Origin of the sequence: Phenylobacterium sp. (assembly GCF_004299445.1) — a bacterium.
In the GTDB taxonomy this organism is placed as follows: domain Bacteria; phylum Pseudomonadota; class Alphaproteobacteria; order Caulobacterales; family Caulobacteraceae; genus Phenylobacterium.
This window is the reverse complement of sequence record NZ_SCTC01000083.1, coordinates 126,322-143,592: the sequence shown is the minus strand read 5'-3', so window position 1 is coordinate 143,592 and position 17,271 is coordinate 126,322. Positions and strand designations below refer to the sequence as shown.

General features: G+C 68.7%; 13 protein-coding genes. 8 read left to right on the top strand and 5 right to left on the bottom strand.

Annotated features, from left to right (window positions below; genetic code table 11):
• Positions 1-49: 49 nt before the first annotated feature.
• The 3 genes from EPN98_RS23740 to EPN98_RS23730 all read left to right on the top strand — a co-directional run bounded on the left by EPN98_RS23740 (position 50) and on the right by EPN98_RS23730 (position 5,411).
• The gene (locus EPN98_RS23740) at positions 50-643 is read left to right on the top strand and encodes a gamma carbonic anhydrase family protein (protein WP_293365446.1); all 594 of its coding nucleotides are present in this window, start codon (positions 50-52) and stop codon (positions 641-643) included.
• Between the two features lie 159 nt (positions 644-802).
• On the top strand, positions 803-5,008 hold the full coding sequence (locus EPN98_RS23735; protein WP_293365444.1) for a PAS domain S-box protein: 4,206 nt from the start codon (positions 803-805) through the stop codon (positions 5,006-5,008).
• The gene (locus EPN98_RS23730; RefSeq protein WP_293365443.1) at positions 4,995-5,411 is read left to right on the top strand and encodes a response regulator; all 417 of its coding nucleotides are present in this window, start codon (positions 4,995-4,997) and stop codon (positions 5,409-5,411) included. Before EPN98_RS23735 ends, EPN98_RS23730 begins: the two co-directional genes overlap by 14 nt.
• On the opposite strand, the gene EPN98_RS23725 is transcribed toward EPN98_RS23730, so the two are convergent.
• Positions 5,404-7,305, bottom strand: a complete 1,902-nt coding sequence (locus EPN98_RS23725) for an HWE histidine kinase domain-containing protein (protein ID WP_293365442.1) — start codon at positions 7,303-7,305, stop codon at positions 5,404-5,406. The two genes, EPN98_RS23730 and EPN98_RS23725, sit on opposite strands and share 8 nt — an antisense overlap.
• A gap of 135 nt (positions 7,306-7,440) precedes the next feature.
• Positions 7,441-8,559, bottom strand: coding sequence for a hypothetical protein (locus EPN98_RS23720; protein ID WP_293365441.1), 1,119 nt, complete (start codon positions 8,557-8,559; stop codon positions 7,441-7,443).
• A 292-nt stretch (positions 8,560-8,851) separates the two neighbouring features.
• Here EPN98_RS23720 and EPN98_RS23715 point away from each other — a divergent pair, with 292 nt between their 5' ends.
• The 3 genes from EPN98_RS23715 (at position 8,852) to EPN98_RS23705 (ending at position 10,624) form a co-directional block, all read left to right on the top strand.
• Entirely contained in the window at positions 8,852-9,715 is an 864-nt protein-coding gene (locus EPN98_RS23715; protein ID WP_293365440.1) for an SPOR domain-containing protein, read from the top strand.
• 187 nt (positions 9,716-9,902) lie between these two features.
• Positions 9,903-10,277, top strand: a complete 375-nt coding sequence (locus EPN98_RS23710) for a hypothetical protein (RefSeq protein WP_293365439.1) — start codon at positions 9,903-9,905, stop codon at positions 10,275-10,277.
• The gene (locus EPN98_RS23705) at positions 10,274-10,624 is read left to right on the top strand and encodes a hypothetical protein (protein WP_293365438.1); all 351 of its coding nucleotides are present in this window, start codon (positions 10,274-10,276) and stop codon (positions 10,622-10,624) included. The genes EPN98_RS23710 and EPN98_RS23705 overlap by 4 nt, the downstream gene beginning before the upstream one ends.
• On the opposite strand, the gene EPN98_RS23700 is transcribed toward EPN98_RS23705, so the two are convergent.
• Positions 10,621-11,499: an intradiol ring-cleavage dioxygenase gene (locus EPN98_RS23700; RefSeq protein WP_293365437.1), complete on the bottom strand. Its 879-nt coding sequence runs from the start codon at positions 11,497-11,499 to the stop codon at positions 10,621-10,623. The two genes, EPN98_RS23705 and EPN98_RS23700, sit on opposite strands and share 4 nt — an antisense overlap.
• 155 nt (positions 11,500-11,654) lie before the next feature.
• Positions 11,655-14,306, bottom strand: a complete 2,652-nt coding sequence (locus EPN98_RS23695) for a TonB-dependent receptor (protein WP_293365436.1) — start codon at positions 14,304-14,306, stop codon at positions 11,655-11,657.
• A gap of 253 nt (positions 14,307-14,559) precedes the next feature.
• Between EPN98_RS23695 and EPN98_RS23690 the strand changes: the two genes are divergently transcribed.
• Both EPN98_RS23690 and EPN98_RS23685 read left to right on the top strand, forming a co-directional pair.
• On the top strand, positions 14,560-15,621 hold the full coding sequence (locus tag EPN98_RS23690; RefSeq protein ID WP_293365435.1) for a DUF2157 domain-containing protein: 1,062 nt from the start codon (positions 14,560-14,562) through the stop codon (positions 15,619-15,621).
• Complete coding sequence (locus tag EPN98_RS23685; RefSeq protein ID WP_293365434.1) at positions 15,618-16,226, top strand: GDYXXLXY domain-containing protein; 609 nt, start codon at positions 15,618-15,620, stop codon at positions 16,224-16,226. Before EPN98_RS23690 ends, EPN98_RS23685 begins: the two co-directional genes overlap by 4 nt.
• Before the next feature lie 30 nt (positions 16,227-16,256).
• Here EPN98_RS23685 and EPN98_RS23680 read toward each other — a convergent pair whose 3' ends face one another.
• On the bottom strand, positions 16,257-17,270 hold the full coding sequence (locus tag EPN98_RS23680; protein ID WP_293365433.1) for a hypothetical protein: 1,014 nt from the start codon (positions 17,268-17,270) through the stop codon (positions 16,257-16,259).
• Position 17,271: the final 1 nt, after the last annotated feature.

Here is a 17,271-nt window from a genome sequence, read left to right as displayed (position 1 = left end):
CGTCGCGTCACTCGCGTCACAGTCTTTGGAGGGCGACGGAGGGCGGACGATGGACATGGGCTCGGCGCGGGCGTTCGGACCTGACGCGATTGTGGACGCCGAGGCGTTCATCCATCCCAGCGCGCAGATCTATGGCAAGGTCAGCGTGGCGGCGGGCGCCTCGATCTGGCCCAACGTGGTGGTGCGCGCGGAGTCGCAGGAGGTGGTCATCGGTCGCCGGACCAACATCCAGGACTTCGTGATGGTCCACGTCGGGAACGGGACCGGCACGATCATCAGCGAGGACTGCTCCATCACCCACCATGTGACCCTGCACGGGTGCCGGATCGGCGACCGGGTGTTGGTGGGGATCGGGGCCACGATCATGGACGGCTGCGTGATCGGCGAGAATTCGATCGTCGCCGGCCAGACCTTCCTGAAGGAAGGCACGGTCATCCCTCCCAACTCGATCGTGATGGGGGCGCCCGGCAAGGCGGTGAAGGTGCGCAACAGCGCGGCGGCCAACGCCTTCAATGCCTGGATGTACCGAGAGAACGCCGCCGCCTATGTCCGCGGCGAGCACAGGCTGTGGGCCAGCGCGTCATTTTCGGAGGCGGCGCGTATCGAGCGTGGCCGGCTGGCGGCCCTCTACGACGGCGGCTAGAAGCGGCGGACTGGGGCCGCCCCTGGCGGTCGATGCCAGGCGAAGCGCCCGCACCGCGTGCGTCGAAGCGTCGCGGCGACCTCGTACCGCGTTCACCGCTCGTAAGGATCGCGCTGTTTACCGTGTTTTCCTGCGCTTGAATGCGCGAAGGGGGACCGCGTGACCATCCGCTCTGCCGACGACGTGGAGGGCGTGATCGCCTTTGTCGCCGCGCAAACCAGCGACGTCATTCTCCGCGCGAGCGCCGCGGGCGAGATCACCTATATCTCGCCGACCGTGCGCCGCTACGGCTACGAACCCGAGGACCTGATCGGCGGGGCCATCGGAATCCTCGTTCACCCGGACGACGCCCCCAGCCTGAACGCCAACAATCGCGCTCTGTTGCGCGGCGAGATCGATCCCAGCCTGTACCGCGAGCACCGTTACCGCACCGCCGACGGCGACTGGGTCTGGCTCGAGGGCAACCCCCACCTGGTCTTCGACGACAAGGGCCAGGTGGTCGAGATCGTGAACATCTTCCGGGATGTCACCCGGCGCAAGCAGCTGGAGGCGGCGGCCCAGGCCGAGGCGGAGCAGTTCGGAACCGCCTTTCGCGACGCGCCGATCGGGATGTCGCTCGTGGGCCTGGATGGGGCGTTCCTGCGGATCAACGAAGCCTTCTGTCGGATGGTCGGCTACAGCGAGGCCGAGCTGCTGGCGCTGGACTTCCAGAGCATCACCCATCCCGCCGACCTCGACGCCGACCTGAAGCAGCTGGCGCAACTGATCTCCGGCGAGATCGCCAGCTACCGGCTGGACAAGCGCTATATCCGCAAGGACGGCGTTGAGGTCTGGGCGCAGTTGTCTGTGTCGCTGGTTCGCGGCCCGGACGGGGAGCCGAGGCACCTCGTCTCTCAGGTGCAGGACCTGACCGAACGACGCGCCGCCGAGGAGGCGCTGCGGATCAGCGAGGCGCGCTACCGCCTGCTGGCCGAGGCCAGCGAGGATGTGACCGTTCAGCTCGATCTGCAGGGGGGGATCACCTACGTTTCGCCGGCGGCGAGGATGTACGGCTACGAGCCCGACGATCTGGTCGGGCGCGCCATGAGCGAGCTTCTGCACGCCGATGACCTGGAACAGGTGCGCGCCAACTTTGCGCTCGCCGCCGTTGGGGGCGTGGCTACGCCGCAGCAGCGGTTGGTCCGCATCAGGAGCGCTGCGGGCGAATGGGTGTGGATGGAAGGCAATCCCCGCGCCGTCCGCAATGAGCGGGGCGAAGCCACAGGCATTGTGACGACGTTGCGCAACGTCACCGAGCGCCGGGAGCAGGGCGCCCTGTTCGAAGCCGCCTTCGAGAACGCGGCCATGGGCAAGACCATGGTCGACATGGGCGGCTATATCCTGCGGGTGAACGCGGCGGCGTGCCGAATGATGGGCTACGCCCGCGACGAGTTCCAGGCGCTGCACCTGGACGCGTTGATCCACCCTGAAGAATACGGGAACGATGACTCCCGCGCGGCTCAGCTCGTCGCCGGCGAGATCGACAGCTACGAAAGCGTGCGACGCTATCGCAAGGCCAGTGGCGACTATGTCTGGGTCCGCATGACCGTGGGCCTGGTCCGTCACGCCGACGGGCGGGCCAAACATTTCATCGCGGAACTCCAGGACCTGACCGAGCGCCACGCCGCCGAGATGGCCCTGAAGGCGAGCGAGGCCCGCTACCGCCTGATCGCCGACAGCATCACCGACGTGATCATGGAGATCGGCGCGGACCAGAGGATCACATACGTCAGCCCTTCCGTGAGCTTCCTGGGTTACCAGCCCGAGGAGCTGATCGGCACGCCGTTGCACGCCTGGGTGCATCCGGAAGACCGGACGACGTTCGAAGGCGCCGCCGCCGCCCGCGAGACTGTCACGCCGATCTCGACGGACGCCCAGCAGTTCCGTCTGCGCACCGCCTCCGGCGCGTGGGCCTGGATGGAGGGCGCCCCGCGAACCGTGACCGACGACGCCGGCCGTTCGGTGACCGTCACCACGCTGCGTAACGTCACCCAGCGCCGCGAGCAGGAGGCGCTGTTCGAAACCGCATTCCAGCGCGCCGCCCTGGGCAGGAGCATCGTCGAACTGGACGGCCGCACCCTCCGCGCCAACCAAGCCGTCTGCCGCATCCTCGGCTATACCGAGGAAGAGATCACGGGGCTGGAATCGAAGGACCTGCTGCACCCCGACGACGTCGGGGCAAGCGGGGAGCAGTCCGAGCGGCTGATGGCCGGCGAGATCGAGAGCTACGACAGCGACCGCCGCCTGAAGCGCGCCGACGGCGTCTACGTCTGGGTGCGGATGACGGTGGCGCTGGTGCGGTTCGCCGATGGGACGCCCAAGCACTTCGTGATCGAGCTGGAGGATTTGACCGAGCGCCATGCGGCGGAGGCGGCGCTGAAGGCCAGCGAGGAGCGGTACCGCCTGATCGCCGAGAACACGTCTGACATGATCATCATGACGGACCTGTCGGGGAAGGCGACCTATGTCAGCCAGGCCGTTCGCCAGGCGGGCTACCGCCCCGAGGATATCGAGGGCCGGAGCTTCGCCGAGAGCGTCCACCCCGACGACCTGCCGCGCCTTTCCACCGCGTTCCAGAGCCTGGCCAAGGGCGGAAAGCATGAACGGGTGCGCTGGCGCGGCCGCGACCTGGTCTCCGGGGGCTGGGTCTGGCTGGAATCGAATCCGAGCCTGGTGCGCGATCCCGTGAGCGGCGAGGTGACCGGCTTCCTGGACGTGATCCGAAACGTCCAGCCGCAGGTCGAGCAGGAAGAGGCGCTCAACAAGGCGACCACGGCCCTGCAGCAGAGCGAGGCGCGCTATCGCCTGATCGGCGAGAACACCTCGGACATCATCGTGATGGCGCAGGCCAACGGGCGCATCGACTACATCAGCCCGTCGGTGAGCAGCATCGGCTATACGCCCGAGGACCTGATCGGGACGGCGTTCGTCAAGCAGATGCACCCGGAAGACCTGGCGCTGGTGTGGCCCGCGCTGAAGGACCTGCCGCCTGGCGCGACGGCGCCCCGCATGCGCTGGCGCGCGCAGCACAAGATCACCAAGGACTGGGTGTGGCTGGAGTCGCAGCCCACGATGCTGAAGGATCCGGAGACGGGCGGGCCGGCGGGCTTCCTGGACGTGGTGCGCGACGTCACCCGCCAGGTGGAGCAGGAAGAGGCGCTGGCCCAGGCCCGCGCCGAAGCCGAGGCGGCTGCGGCGGCCAAGAGCCAGTTCCTGGCCAACATGAGCCATGAGATCCGCACGCCGCTGACCGCCGTCCTGGGGTTCACCAGCCTGCTGGCCGAACTGCCCGAGCTGCCCGCCGCGGCGGAAGGCTACGTCGACCGTATCGCCGGCGCGGGCAAGGGCCTGCTGGCGATCGTCAACGACATCCTCGACTTCTCGAAGCTGGAGGCCGGGAAGTTCGAGATCCGGCCTCGGCCGACCGACGTGGCGGCGCTGTGCGAGGAGACGCTGCTGATGTTCGCCAACCAGGCGGAGGCGAAGGGGCTCACGTTGTCGTTCGAGCTCGGCGAGGGCCTGCCCAAGACGGCGATGCTGGACGGCGACCGGCTGCGCCAGACCCTGATCAACCTGATCGGCAACGGCATCAAGTTCACCGAGACCGGGGGCGTCACGCTGGCGGTCGCGCCGTCGGCGCGCGACGAGATCCGCATCGAAGTCCGCGACACCGGACCGGGCCTCGACGCCGAGGCGCAGGCGCGGCTGTTCCAGCGTTTCAGTCAGATCGACAGCTCGATGACCCGACGCCACGGCGGCACGGGACTGGGCCTGGCGATCTGCAAGGGCGTTGCCGAGGCTATGGGCGGCGAGATCGGCGTCGCCAGCACGCCGGGCGAGGGCGCGGTGTTCCACATGCTGCTGCCGGCCCCGGCGGTGGATGCCCCGCAGGAACACGCGCGCGACGACGCGCCGCTGACGATCGACGGCACGCGGGTGTTCCTGGTCGACGACAACGCCACGAACCGCGAACTGGCCCGGCGGATCCTCGAGGCCGCCGGCGCCGAGGTGCACGAGGCCGGCGACGGCGTCGAAGCGGTCGAGCGCCTCGCCGTGCTGCCGGTGGACGTGGTGCTCATGGACCTGCGGATGCCGCGGCTGGATGGTCGCGGCGCCCTGGCGCGGCTCAGGGTCGAGCCGGGTCCCAACCAGGGCGTGCCCGTCCTGGCGTTCACGGCGGACGCCGACCTGGCCGGCGAGCACGACCTGGATGGCTTTGACGGACTGGTGCGCAAGCCGCTACAGCCGCTTGAGATGTACGCAACTATCGCGGCGGTCACCCAGTGGCTGCCGGACGACGAGAACATGTCCTATGCAGCGCATTGAATCGCGGCCGCGTCGGGTGCTTGTGGCCGAGGACGACCCCTTCCTGCTGGAGCTGATCACGACGCGCCTGGCGATCGCCGGCTTCGATCCGCGGCCGGCCAAGGACGGGAATGTCGCACTGCAGCGGCTGGCCGAGTTCCGGCCCGAGGCCATGGTGCTGGACATCAACATGCCGATGCTGGACGGCTTCGGCGTGCTTGAATACATGCGCGCGCAGAGCCTCACCGAGAAGACGCCGACGCTGGTTCTGACGGCGCGCAACAGTCCCGAGGACGTCACCAGGGCCATCCGGCTGGGCGCGCGCGACTACCTGTCGAAGCCGTTCAAGGACGAGCAGCTGATCGCCCGTGTGGGCCGGCTGCTGGCCCGCAATCGCACTGCCTCGGCGGGGCCGCCTAAGTGACCGGAACCTGCAGCCGGCACGTGACGCCGGCGGGGTCATAGGTGATTTCGGCCGGCGCCCCCAGTTCGCTGGCCAGTCCCGCGAGCAGACGGGCGCCGAAGCCGGATGAGGTGGGGGCTGTGACCGCCGGTCCGCCTCGTTCGCGCCACAGCAATTCCATCGCCCGGTTCCCAGACGGCGACCAGACCAGCTCGACGTGGCCCTCGGACGACGAGAGCGCGCCGTACTTCACCGCATTGGTCGCCAGCTCGTGCAACGCCATCGAGAGCGCCAGGGCCACGTTCGGGGCGAGTCGGCGGGCGGGGCCGCTGATGGTGATCCGGGACCCGGGAGGGTCGTCGTACGGGCGCAGCGCCTCGGATGCGATCTCACGCAGGTCGGCGCTCTTCCAGTTCTCCCGGGTAAGGACGTTGTGGGCGGCCGACAGAGCCAGCAGGCGCTCGGTCAGGCGTTCGCGGGCGTCTCGCGTGACCATCCCGTCGCGCAGGGTCTGGTGGACCAGCGACTGGATCGTCGCCAGCGTATTCTTCACCCGGTGGTTCAGCTCGTTGATCAGCAGCCGCTGGCGCTCGGCGGCCTGTCGCTCGACCCGGGCGCGGGCCAGGGCGGACCAGGTGCGGGCGGCCACGTCCTCCATCAGCGCCGCATCCTCGCGGGTCCAGGCGCGGGGCCGGGGTTCGTGGGCGTAGAAAAGCGCATCCAACCGGCCGTCGCGAACCAGCGCGACCACAATCAGGCCTCGGACCTGGATGGCCTGGTACGCCGCGTAGTATTCGCTGGTGCGGGGATCGACCATCACGTAATCGACCGCCAGATCGATGCCGCGCCGCATATAGCTCATCAGGGTGGGACCGAAGTCGTCCAGCAGGAACCTGGAGCCGGCCAGGCTGGACACCCCTGGCGCCGTCCAGTCGCCGCGGACATGGACCACTCCGTCGTCGCCGATTTCGGCGTAGCCCATGCGGGCCACGTTCAGACGCTCGCCCATCATCCGCGAGGCGGTGGAGAGGATCTCGTCCGGATCGTCGATCAGGCGCAGCGTGTCGGCGAGCGTCAGCAGATAGGCGCGGCGGCGCTCCAGCTCTGCGAGGCGGGCGCGGTCCGCGCGGATGCGCGCCTCGGCGGCCTTGGCCTCAGTGATGTCGGTGACGACGCCCAGAAGCCCGCTGGGCCTGCCGTCCTCGTCGGACTGCACCGCCGAGCGCACCCGCAGCCAGCGCTCCTGGCGGGTGCCGGGACGGGTGATGCGGTACTCGATCTCGTACGGCGCTCCGGACTGGATGGCCCGGGTGACGGCGGCGATGGCGGCGGCGCGATCGTCCGGATGGATGTGGTCCAGCATGTCGCGCCAAGTCAGGCCCTGGTCCCGCGGAAGGCCGGAGATCTCGGAGGCGCGGGGCGACATTTCGATGACGTCGGTGGCCATGTTCCAGCGCCAGTCGCCGAAGCCCGAGGTGGCCAGCGCAAGCTCCAGCCGCTCAGCGTATTCGGCCTCGCGGGCCATGCGACGGCGGCGCTCGGTGATGTCGCGGAAGCTGATTCCCAGGCCGACTTCGAGCGGGAAGGCCTTCAGGCTGAACCAGCGGCCGTCCCGGACCTCGGAGGGTGTCTCGATCTCGACCTCTTCGCGGCTGAGCATAGCGCGCTCGACGAACGCTCGCATTGCGGCGTCGTCGCCCAGGGCCATCCCATCCCAGGCTATGCGGCCCAACGCCGTCTCGCGGCCGAGGCCGTAGTGGGCTTCGGCGGCGGGGTTGATGTAGACGACGCGGTACTCGAAATCCAAGACAACGAAACCGTCGCCAAACCGGTCGAGGATCTCTGCGATCTGGCGGCTCTGGCCGGCGACATCACGGTTGGTCGGGTCAGGAATGGCGCGTCCCCGGAAGCCCACTGCAGTCCAGGAACGATGTTGAGCGCAGCCGTAGCCCGCGACAAGGAGGTTCGGGAGGGCGATGTCACTTGGTCGCGACCTGATCCTGCGCCCGACGCACTACGCCCGGCCTTCCGGTGACCGGGCCCTCGGTGCTCAGGCCAGCTCGTGCAGGTCGGTGCCCAGGCTCATCTCGAAGTCCTGCAGGGTGTCCATGAGCTGGATCGCGTGCGCGGCCAGCGGCTTGCCGCGCGGAAACTGGTAGCGCCAGTAGGTGGCGATGTGGCTGACGAGGCCGCAGCCGTCGCCCAGCGACAGAAACATTTCGGGAGACTTCAGCAGGAAGTCGCGGAAGGCCAGCGCATTGCCTTCCATGGTCAGCTGGTTGAACACCTCGTCATAGACGTTGAGGTGGTTCATCACCGACTTCACCTGCCGTTCCATCTTCTGGCGCAGGCGGTTCTTGAGCTGCTCCAGTTCCTGGGCGGTCTCGGAATCGATCGGGCCGACGACCCGCACGCGCCCAAGTTCCGCGAAGACGTCGCGAAGGTTGCCCCAAAGAGTGTTCAGGACCCACTTGTAGTAGAGGAAGCCCTTCCAGGCGAAGATCCCCTCCTTGTAGTTCTCCCGCTCCAGGCGGAGCGTCAGCCGCAACGGTTCCAGGCGGGCGTCGGTCTGGGCCGACAGCAGGGCTTCGACCAGCCGGGCGATGTTGGCCTCCTGCCCATCTGAGTCGCGGTAGGCGAGTTCGATGAGCTTGGCGATCTCAGAGCCCACGAAGCGCTGCATCTTGGCCAGGTCGGGGGCCGAGATCTCGAAGTGGGTCGGGCTGATGTCGAACGACCGGCGTTTCATATGCTCGCGCAGCAGGAACGGGTCGAGCGAGGGCAGTTCGTCGATGGCCTCGAGCACCGCCACGTCACGGGCGAATTCGGGGTAGTCGCCGCGCAGTTCCTCGAAGATGTCGAGCCAGCCCGTCTCGGAGACGAACAGCGAGCGGCCGCCAAGTCCAAGGTCCGAGCGCTCGAAGGGGATGATCAGCTTGGTGGCGGTATAGCGGACGCGGTCGAACGCCTCGCGCTCGGACTCGCGGAGGCGGTGGCGCACGATGACGGCGCCGTTGAGGCTCTGGGCAATGAAGAACGGGGACTTCTCGTGCTCGGGATTACCCGCGTTGCGCATCGCGAGGGCGGCCAGATTGAGGACGCGACTGGTCGACGCCGTCTTTTCAAGACCGCGCAGGCTACGGTACGTGCGGTCGGTTCCCTTGCCCAAAGCCTTATCCCCGGCGTCGTTGGCGCTCCGGGGAGGGATCACCAGCGACGCGAACGACACTCAGCTGTGCCGTCTGTAAACTCCGTTAATCAAACGTGCGATTCGAGGTTTGTGCGCGCTCTGGTGGCTGACGGGTCGGGTTTGATTACTCAAAATGGGTCTGCTGACGGGTTCTGCGCATCCAGAGAGTTCAGTTGAGGGAACCGCGTTCGGCCCGCCCCGGCCTTGCGTTGCGCGAGCTTCCCGAACAGGGTTCCGGAGCTTTCGAGTTGGGGATTCTGAGACGATGAGGATGCGGGGGAACGCCGTCGTGGCCGCGGTGGCTGGGGGGCTGTTGGCCGGAGGCGTGGCCGTCGCGCAGGACCAGCCGGCCTTCCCGTCTTCGCTCGACCGCGAGCCCCTGCTGGCCTGGCTGCAGCGCGAAACGGACATCGCGCCCGAGCGGGTGGTGGCGGTGACGCCGCAGGCGCTGACGTCGGTGGTTTCGACCTTCCCGGCCACCGCCGTGCAGGGCCCGCGCGTGGTGATCCGCGCCGAGGCGCTGAGCGCGGACACCTATGCGCGCACCGGCGCGCTCTCGTGGCACGTGTCGCTGAGCGCCGACTGTGACGGCCATCGCGTGCGTCTGGGCGAGACCACGGGTTATCCGCAGCGCAACCTGCTGGGCGAGCGGCGGCAGCTGCGCCCGGCCGAGACCGAGTGGCGTGCGCCCGAGCGGGGCACGGCGCTGGACAACGCCTGGCGCGCCGCCTGCGACGCGCAGTTCAAGGGCCCGTTCGGCGGCAGGACCCTGAAGGTCGCCATGGAGACGCCCGCGACGCCTTCGCCCGCCACGGCCGAGCCGCCGGCCCGCAAGGCCGAAGCGCCGCCGACCCGGAACCCCGAGCCGAAGATCGGCGCGGCTCCGCAGAAGGCCGGTGGGCTGGTGGCGCAGATCGGGGCATCGCCGTCGGACGCCGACGCGCGTGGCCTGCTGAAGGCGCTGGGCGGCAGGCTGGGCGGTCGCGCCGCTTGGGTCGAGAAGGCCGACGTGGGCGGACGCACCTGGTACCGCGCCGTGGTTGGCGGTTTCGCCGACGCCGCCGACGCCAACGGCTTCTGCGCGGGCCTGAAGGCGGCGGGCAGGGGCTGCTTCGTGCGCGTGGCGAGCCGGTAGCCGACGCCGGGCGGGCGCCACTCCTGATTAGAACCGCTTAGCGTTTTCCCCTTTTAGTTGTATCACGGTGCGCGCTGAGCGCGCATCTGGCGAAGATGTCCGTCGGGGCGTCGGCTGTGGCCGTGAAATGGCCACAGCGACACTGTTCACTGCACCGCGTGGGCGATCGGAGTCGCCCGGAGGGCGAATGCTGGCAGGGCTACGACACTTCCTGATGAACCCCTGGATGGGACCGATCGGCATGGCGGTCTCGATCGCGCTCGCCGTGGCGTTGGTGGTGTCGACGAGCCTTTGGCAGGGCGAGCGGGCCGAGTACGAGGCCCGCATCGCCGAGCTTTCGCGCGCGTCAGAGCGGGCGCAGTCTGGCCTGCGCGCCGAACTGACCGCGTGTCATCGGGCCGATCAGGAGCGCGAGGCCATGGAGGCCGAGTTCGCCAAGCGTGGCGCGACGCCCGACAAGATGCGGGCCGCCGCCCTGCTGGCGGCTCAGCCCGAGGGCATCGACGCCTGCGCGCGCATGGAGAGCGCCGACCGGGCGGTGCTGTCGAACCTGAAGCCATGAACGCCGCCGCGCTGAGGGCGCCTATCCTTTTCGCCGCGACCGCCCTGGCGATGACCGGCTGTCAGACCGTGGGCAAGCCCAAGACCGCCCCGCCGCCGCCGGCCGCCGCCCCTGTCGCGCCGGCGCCCCCGACGATCCTGGTTATGCCGTCGAAGCCTCCCCCGCCGCCGCCGCCGAGGAGCTGCGTGCCGCGCAACCTGCCGCCGCCGCCGCGCTACCCCGACACCGACGCTGCGCTGCGCTCCTCTCCGGGCGCCGCCGACCGCTATCAGCTGATGGCGGCCGGCCGGATCCTGCGTCAGCAGCGGCTGGAGGACCTTGAGCGCGTCGTCCAGAACTGCCGCTAGACCGCCAGGCCCACGGTCACCGAGCCCGTGTAGCCGGCCGTCGGGTCGCCCGTGAGGGACGGGGTCATGGCGGCGATCTGGGCGGAGGTGTTGTCGCCAAAAACGTTGTCGCTGGCGGTGCTGGTCTGGGTGAAGCGCTGCGCGCTCTGGCCGTAGCCCCCGGCCGCGTAGACCGCCTGGCAGACCGCGGCGGGTATCGCGAATTGCGAGACGAGGCTGCGGTTCGCATACGCTGTCGCCGTGGCCAGGCTGCGGAACACCTCGAAGTGGATGTGCGGGTAGCGACCGGCGTAGCAGCCCGGGACGATCGTCGTGAAGGTGGCCTGGCCGTTGGCGTTGGTCGTCTGGACGCCGCGCAGGTAGTTCTGCTGCGGCAGGTCGTAGATCGAGTACTGGCCCAAGGCGTCAGCGTGCCAGATGTAGATGGCGTAGTCGGCCAGCGCGGCGCACGCGCTGTTCACGTTCACCAGGTTGATGGTCAGAGTCAGAGGCACCCCGGCTGCCGTGCCCGACAGGCCGGCGAAGCTGGTGCGGATGTCGCTGCGCAGCACGCCCGAGGTGTTCAGGATGTTGGAGAGGACGCCGTTGGCCATGTTCGAGCCGTCGGCCGGATAGGGGCCGTTGGTCTCGGTGGGTGTGCTGGCGCAGGTGGTCGATCCTGTCGTGCCCGTGCCAGTCGTGCCCGTGCCCGTGGTGGTGGTGGTGGTGGTGGTGGTCGTCGTCGCACTGGAGGTGGCGGTGGTCCCGCTGTCGCCCGACCCGCCGCAGCCTTGTAACATCAGCGCGCCGCCGCCCGCCGCCATGAGGCCCAGAAGCTGTCGGCGTCGCATTATCTGAAGGTCGAAGAGGAGCCCGCGGTCGTGGTCGTCGTGCATGCAGTGTTCCCGTCACAGCGTTTCGTAAGAACTGCACTATGTGACCACGGATAGGCGGGCGTATTGCAGCGAGGTGTCGGCGCCGTGCCGGGCGCTGAAACGAAAGCGGCCCGGGATCGCTCCCGGGCCGTTCGCACGATGAACAGTTGGGCCGATCAGTACCGGTACTGAACTTCCAAGGTGTAGGTGCGCGGCAGGATGTAGGAGACAGTCTGGTTCACCCGGTTGAACAGCGGGTGGTTCACATTATTGCCCACCGAATTGTTGCTGATCCGGGTGCCCGAGATGCCGGCGGATCCGCGCTGATCGAACACGTTCTTGATCGAGCCGATGATCGCGAACTTGTCGTCCTTTTCCCGGAACACGGCGCGGAAGTCGGTCGTGCCGTAAGACTTGGCCTTGTTGTAGTAGGCGTTGAAGACCGAATAGTAGGTCGAATCCCGCCACACGTAGCTGCTCGACACCGAGAACGTGCCGGGGTCGAGCGTCCAGGTGTAGTTCGCGTTGATCGTGAACCGGTGCGGCGTCGAGGACGGCAGGCGGGAGCCCGAGATGTCCTGGTTGACGTTTACCAGCAGCGAGCAGGCAGTGGCGCCCGTGCCGGTCGGCGAACGGCCGGGGATGCAGGCGTTGGCGGCCTGGGCCGAGGCCGGCGCGATCTTGGCGCCGGGCTGCAGGGCCAGCGGATCATCCGGATCCGGCGAGAACACGCCCTCTTTGATCTTGGCGTTCAGGTAGGAGTAGTTCGCCAGGATCTGCAGGCCGTCGATCGGCTGCCAGGTGGTTTCCAGCTCCAGACCGTAGTTCTCGGCCTTGGGCACGTTCACGAACCGGGTCTGGTTCGCGCCGAGCGTCTCGTTGAAGAACGACAGCGGGATCTGGATGTCCTGGTAGTCGTAGTAGAAGGCCGAGGCGTTCAGCTGGAAGCGCCCGCCGAAGGTCTTCTTCAGGCCCACTTCGAAGGCGTCGATCATTTCCTTCTCGGTCGTGACGAACGTCTGGAGCGTCGTCGTTCCCGAGTCGAAGCCGCCGGCCTTATAGCCGCGGGAGTACTTCCCGTAGACCAGGGTGTCGGCGTCCGGCTTCCAGTCGACGCCCAGGGTGCCGGTCACCGCGCTCCAGTCGTAGTTCAGGAGGCGATGGCGCAGGCCCGTCGTGGCGTCGGTGTAGATGCCCGCCACGCCGCCTACGACGGCTGCGTCGGTGACCTGCACCCCGTTGATGGTGCTGAAGCCGGGGGAGGCCGCCGCCGTGATGTCCACCGGCCGGCCGTTGACGCGCGAGACCGGGCACGACGCGGTGTAGAGGCAGAACAGGCGCGCGCCCTCGAACGAGGTCTTTTCATCGTAGGTGTAGCGGAGGCCGGCCGTGACCTTGAACGCGTCGTTGATCTGCCAGTCGATCTGGCCAAAGGCGGCATAGGACTGGTTCTTGTTTTCGGACTCGCCCACGGCATAGCGGCGGAGCGGGTTCGGCGCGGCTGCCGCGGTGGACAGCGGGTTGGTCGCGCTGAACAGGACCGGTGTCTCGAAGCGCGCATCATCCGGGAAGCGGGCGTCCGAAAGCCGGTAGTTCGACCCTTCGCGGAACTGATAGACGCCGAACAGCCACTGGACCGGCCCCTCGTGGGTCGAGGCGATGTTCAGTTCGTTCGAGAACCACCAGACCTCTTCCTGGTACTGGTTGTGCTGCCTCGGGAAGTAGAGCGCGTTGACGGTGGTCGCCGGGGCCAGCGGGTTCTGCAGCGGCAGGAAGAACGGCGCCTGCCGCGGCGTGCCGTCCAGGTCGGTCTGCAGACGATAGTCGTAGTAGGTCTGGCCGGTGATGTACTTCACATCGAAGTTGTCGGCGTGGAACACGACCTGCAGGGTGGTCGTGGTGCTCTCTAGGTTGATGAAGTTCCCGTCGTCGGTGTTGTAGCAGAACTGGCAGGTGTTGCCCGGCAGCAGGCTGGAGCCGATGCCGAAGTTGGCCGCGTTGGGCGTCAGCGGCGCCTGCAGCGGCACGTCGGTGACACGGCTGCCGTACGCGGCCGTCGTGCGGCCGCCGGGGCCGCGGCCCAGGGTGTGCCACTCGGTGGTCGAGTGCTTCAGCCACCATTCGACCTTGCCGTCGGCGAAGTTGCCGTCGAGCTGGCCTTCGACGGTCCAGACGGCGCCCCGGTTGCCTTCGTCCGGCAGGTTCGGATTGAGGTTTTCGAAGACCCCCTTGCCGTTATGGCCCCACGAGCCGGCGAGGCGGCCGCGGACGCCGCCGAACAGCGGGCCCGAGATGGCGCCTTCCAGCGTCTTGGCGTCGTAGTTGCCGTAGCTGGCGCGCGTCTCGCCGTAGAAGTCGTCGGTGGGCCGCTTGGAGACGATGTTCAGCGCGCCGCCGATGGCGTTCTTGCCGTAGAGCGTGCCCTGCGGGCCCCGCAGCACCTCAGTGCGCTCGAGGAACAGGGTCGACTGCGCGAAGGCCGTCACCGAGGAGGTGTAGAAGCCATCGTTGTACATGGCCACGCCGCCCTCGGTGGAGCGGTTGTTCGAGAAGCGGCCGATGCCGCGCAGCGACGCGCGGTCGTTGTTGGTGGAGTAGGCCAGGCCCGGCGTGAAGTTGGTGAGGTCCTGAACCGAGTTGATGCCGACCAGCTCGCGGCGCTCGTCGGTGAAGGCCGAGATGGCGACGGGCACGTCCTGCAGGGACTGCTCGCGCTTTTCGGCGGTGACCACCAGCTCTTCGATTTCCGTGGCCTGAGCAAAGGCCTCGCTGGAGAACGCTGTTAGCGCAAAGGCGCATGACAGCAGTATGCTCTTTCTCGATCCCATCTGGACGTATTCCCCCAAGCCCGTTTGAACAGCGCTCGTAGATGGCGCTTGAATTCGAATGTCCGGCATGGCGGACGCCGCGTCAATAAGCGTGCAACCTCAAGGAAACCGATTTCGGTCGAGACGGAATTGAAGCCGCGGTTCGCGGAACGGGCGGCACAAGTGGTTTACGGCGTACGGGGTCGGAGGGCTTCTTCAGGAGGCGGTATGGCGTAGGGCGCGTCGCCGGGGCACTCTGGGGCGCGGAGGACGGATGGCGAGCTACAGGCGGCGGCTGGAACAGGATCTGGACGGCTGGATCTCCCGCGGGCTGGTTCCCGCGGAGAACCGCGCCGCGATCCTGCAGGGCGTTCGTGAGGGACGCCGGCTGGACGCGGCGACGGCGCTTGCGATCATCGGCGCTCTGATGGCCGGCGTGGCGGTGATCGCCTTCGTGGCCGCCAACTGGGGGGCGATACCGCGGCTGGCGCGGTTCGGAATGATCCTGGCGGCGTTCGGCGCCGCGGGCGGCGCGGCGGCCTGGGCCAGCGCGCGGGGGCGCCCCATCGCAGCGCAGGCCCTGCTGAGCGTCGCGGCCCTCATCTTCGCCGCCGCCATCGGCCTGACGGGACAGATCTTCGATATCACCGGCCAGCCCGCGACGGCGCTTCGGTCCGCGGGCCTGGCGGCGGCGTTGCTGGCGCTGGCCGGACGTTCGCCGTGGGCCGGGGTCGTGGCGCTGCTGATGCTGGCGCTGGGCGACTTCACCGACGGGCAGATGTTCGGGCGCGACAAGATCCTGTTCGGCTGGCTGGTGCTGGCGGCGCCGCTGGGGGCGGCGGCCGCGATCGTCTGCCGGTCGCAGGCCCTGGCGCACGCGGCGGGGCTGGCCGCCATCGTCGCGGTAATGACCTTCGATCCGCTGGTCCGCGGCCACGCCGAGACCCTGTTCCTGGCCGCGGCCGGCGTCCTGGCGGCCGGCGCGGCGGCGGCGCGCTGGGGTCGTGAGCGCTTCGAAGGGCCGGCGGGCGTGCTCTACGGTTGGCTGGCCTGGGGCGCGCTGTTCTGGTTCGGCGCAGCGGGGTTCGACGAGACTCTGCGCGGGGTGACCCACTCAGTGGCGTGGCTGGCGCTCGCGGGCGCGGCGGTGGGGCTGGGGCGGCATGATCGGCACGCGGGCGTGACGTCCGCCGGGGTCGTGGGCCTGTTCGCGGGGGGCGCGACACTGCTGTTCAACCTGGGGGTCGGGCTGATGACCTCGGCGGCGGTGTTCGCGGGCGCAGCGCTGATCGCGTTGGGCGTCGCGTTCGTGCTGCGGCGGAGGACGGCGCCGTGAGGTTGCCGTCCATCCCGGCTCGGATCGTAACCGCCGTGGTCTTGCTGACCCTCGGGCTGGTCGGACTGGTCGTGCGCGAAGGCGTGGCGCGGGCAGGCGGGCAGGAGGTGCGCCTGGCGATCACCGGCTACGACCCGCGCAGCCTGCTGACCGGCCACTACGTGCAGTTCCAACTGGTCGACAAGATCCCGCCGCAGCAGATGTGCGTCTGGAAGGGCTCCCGCCTGGAAGCGGCCCCGGGCCAGCTGTGGCTGGCGGCGCGGCGCGACGGTTCGGCGCACCGGCTCGTGGCGGCGGCTCCCAGCCGGGCCGCAGCGCTGCGGCTGGGCGATGTCGCGATGCGTGGGGCGGCCCTCTGCTACGGCATGCGCCCCCTGACGATCGGTGATCGCGAGGTTCCGGAGACCGTCTCGGCCACCCTCGACATCGGCGTCGACCGCATCCACCTGGACCAGGGGGAAGCCCAGCGCCTTGAAACGGCTCTGCGCGGCCGCGACGGCGAACCGCCGCCATCCTGGGCCGTGGTCTCGGTTGGTCAGGACGGCAAGGCCCGGCTGAAGGGCGTGATCGTCGGCGACCGGCGCGTGGACTTGAGCTGGTTCTGAACGACCCCGCCGCCTTGGGGGGTTAGGGCCTTACTCCGCCAGGTCCACCGCGTCGGGCCTGCGGCCCTCGGATTCCGCCTTGCGGGCGCCGGCGAGGATGCCGGGGAGCGAGTAGTTGCCCTCGTGGCAGGCGTACTCATAGACCGGGCCCTTGGCGGCGTTGAGCGGCATCTCGGCCTTCCAGACCTGCTTGTAGACCGTGGGATCGTCCACCTCGAAGGCGTAGAGAATCTGGTCGGCGGAGACGCGGGTGAAGCGCTCGGTCACCCTCGCGTCGGGCGACAGGAACAGGCTGGCGCCGAAGTAGGGCCGCAGGGACTCGCCCGGATTGAAGCCCGTCGTCTCCACGACCAGGGTGTCGCCCTCCCACCGGCCGATGCTTTCGCCCATCCAGTTGCGGATGTGGGTGGGCGAGCGGGTCTTGTCGGCGAGGCGGATGATGCGGGCGTCGTGGTTCATCTCGACCACGATGACCACGTGGTCCTTCGCCTGCTGCAGCTGGTAGTGGTTGTTGTACAGCACGTTCATCATCGGCGGGCCGGCGGTGGAGCCGAAGCCCAGGATGCAGCGCTCGCCCAGGGGGCGGGCCTCGGGGCCGTCGAAGGTGTTGCGGGCCTTGTTCAGGGTGTCCTGGTAGAGCTTGTAGCCCTCGGGCTTGTAGGGAAGCCTGCCATCGGCCGGGTCGATCAGCCACGAGGTGCGCACCTCGCCCCTGATGCGGCCCATGCGCGTGCCGGGATCGGTCCAGAAGGCGTTGTAGCCCCCGGGATCCTGGCCGGCCTTGGGCGCCGGGGCGTTCGGATCGGTGGGCCTGGACTGGGCTTCCATCATGCGCGCCCGGCCGCTCTCCATCGCCTTGGCCTGCGCCTCGGTGATGGTCAGGGTCTTGAATTGCGGGCCGCGCTCCAGGCTGGTCAGCGAGGCGTTGGACCAGACGCCCTCGAGATCGGGCTGGCCGAAGGCGTTGCGCGGGGCCTTGTAGTCGGCCGCTGTCGCCGCGAACGCGGTGGCCGCGAGGAGGCCGGCGAGAAAGAGGGTGCGCATG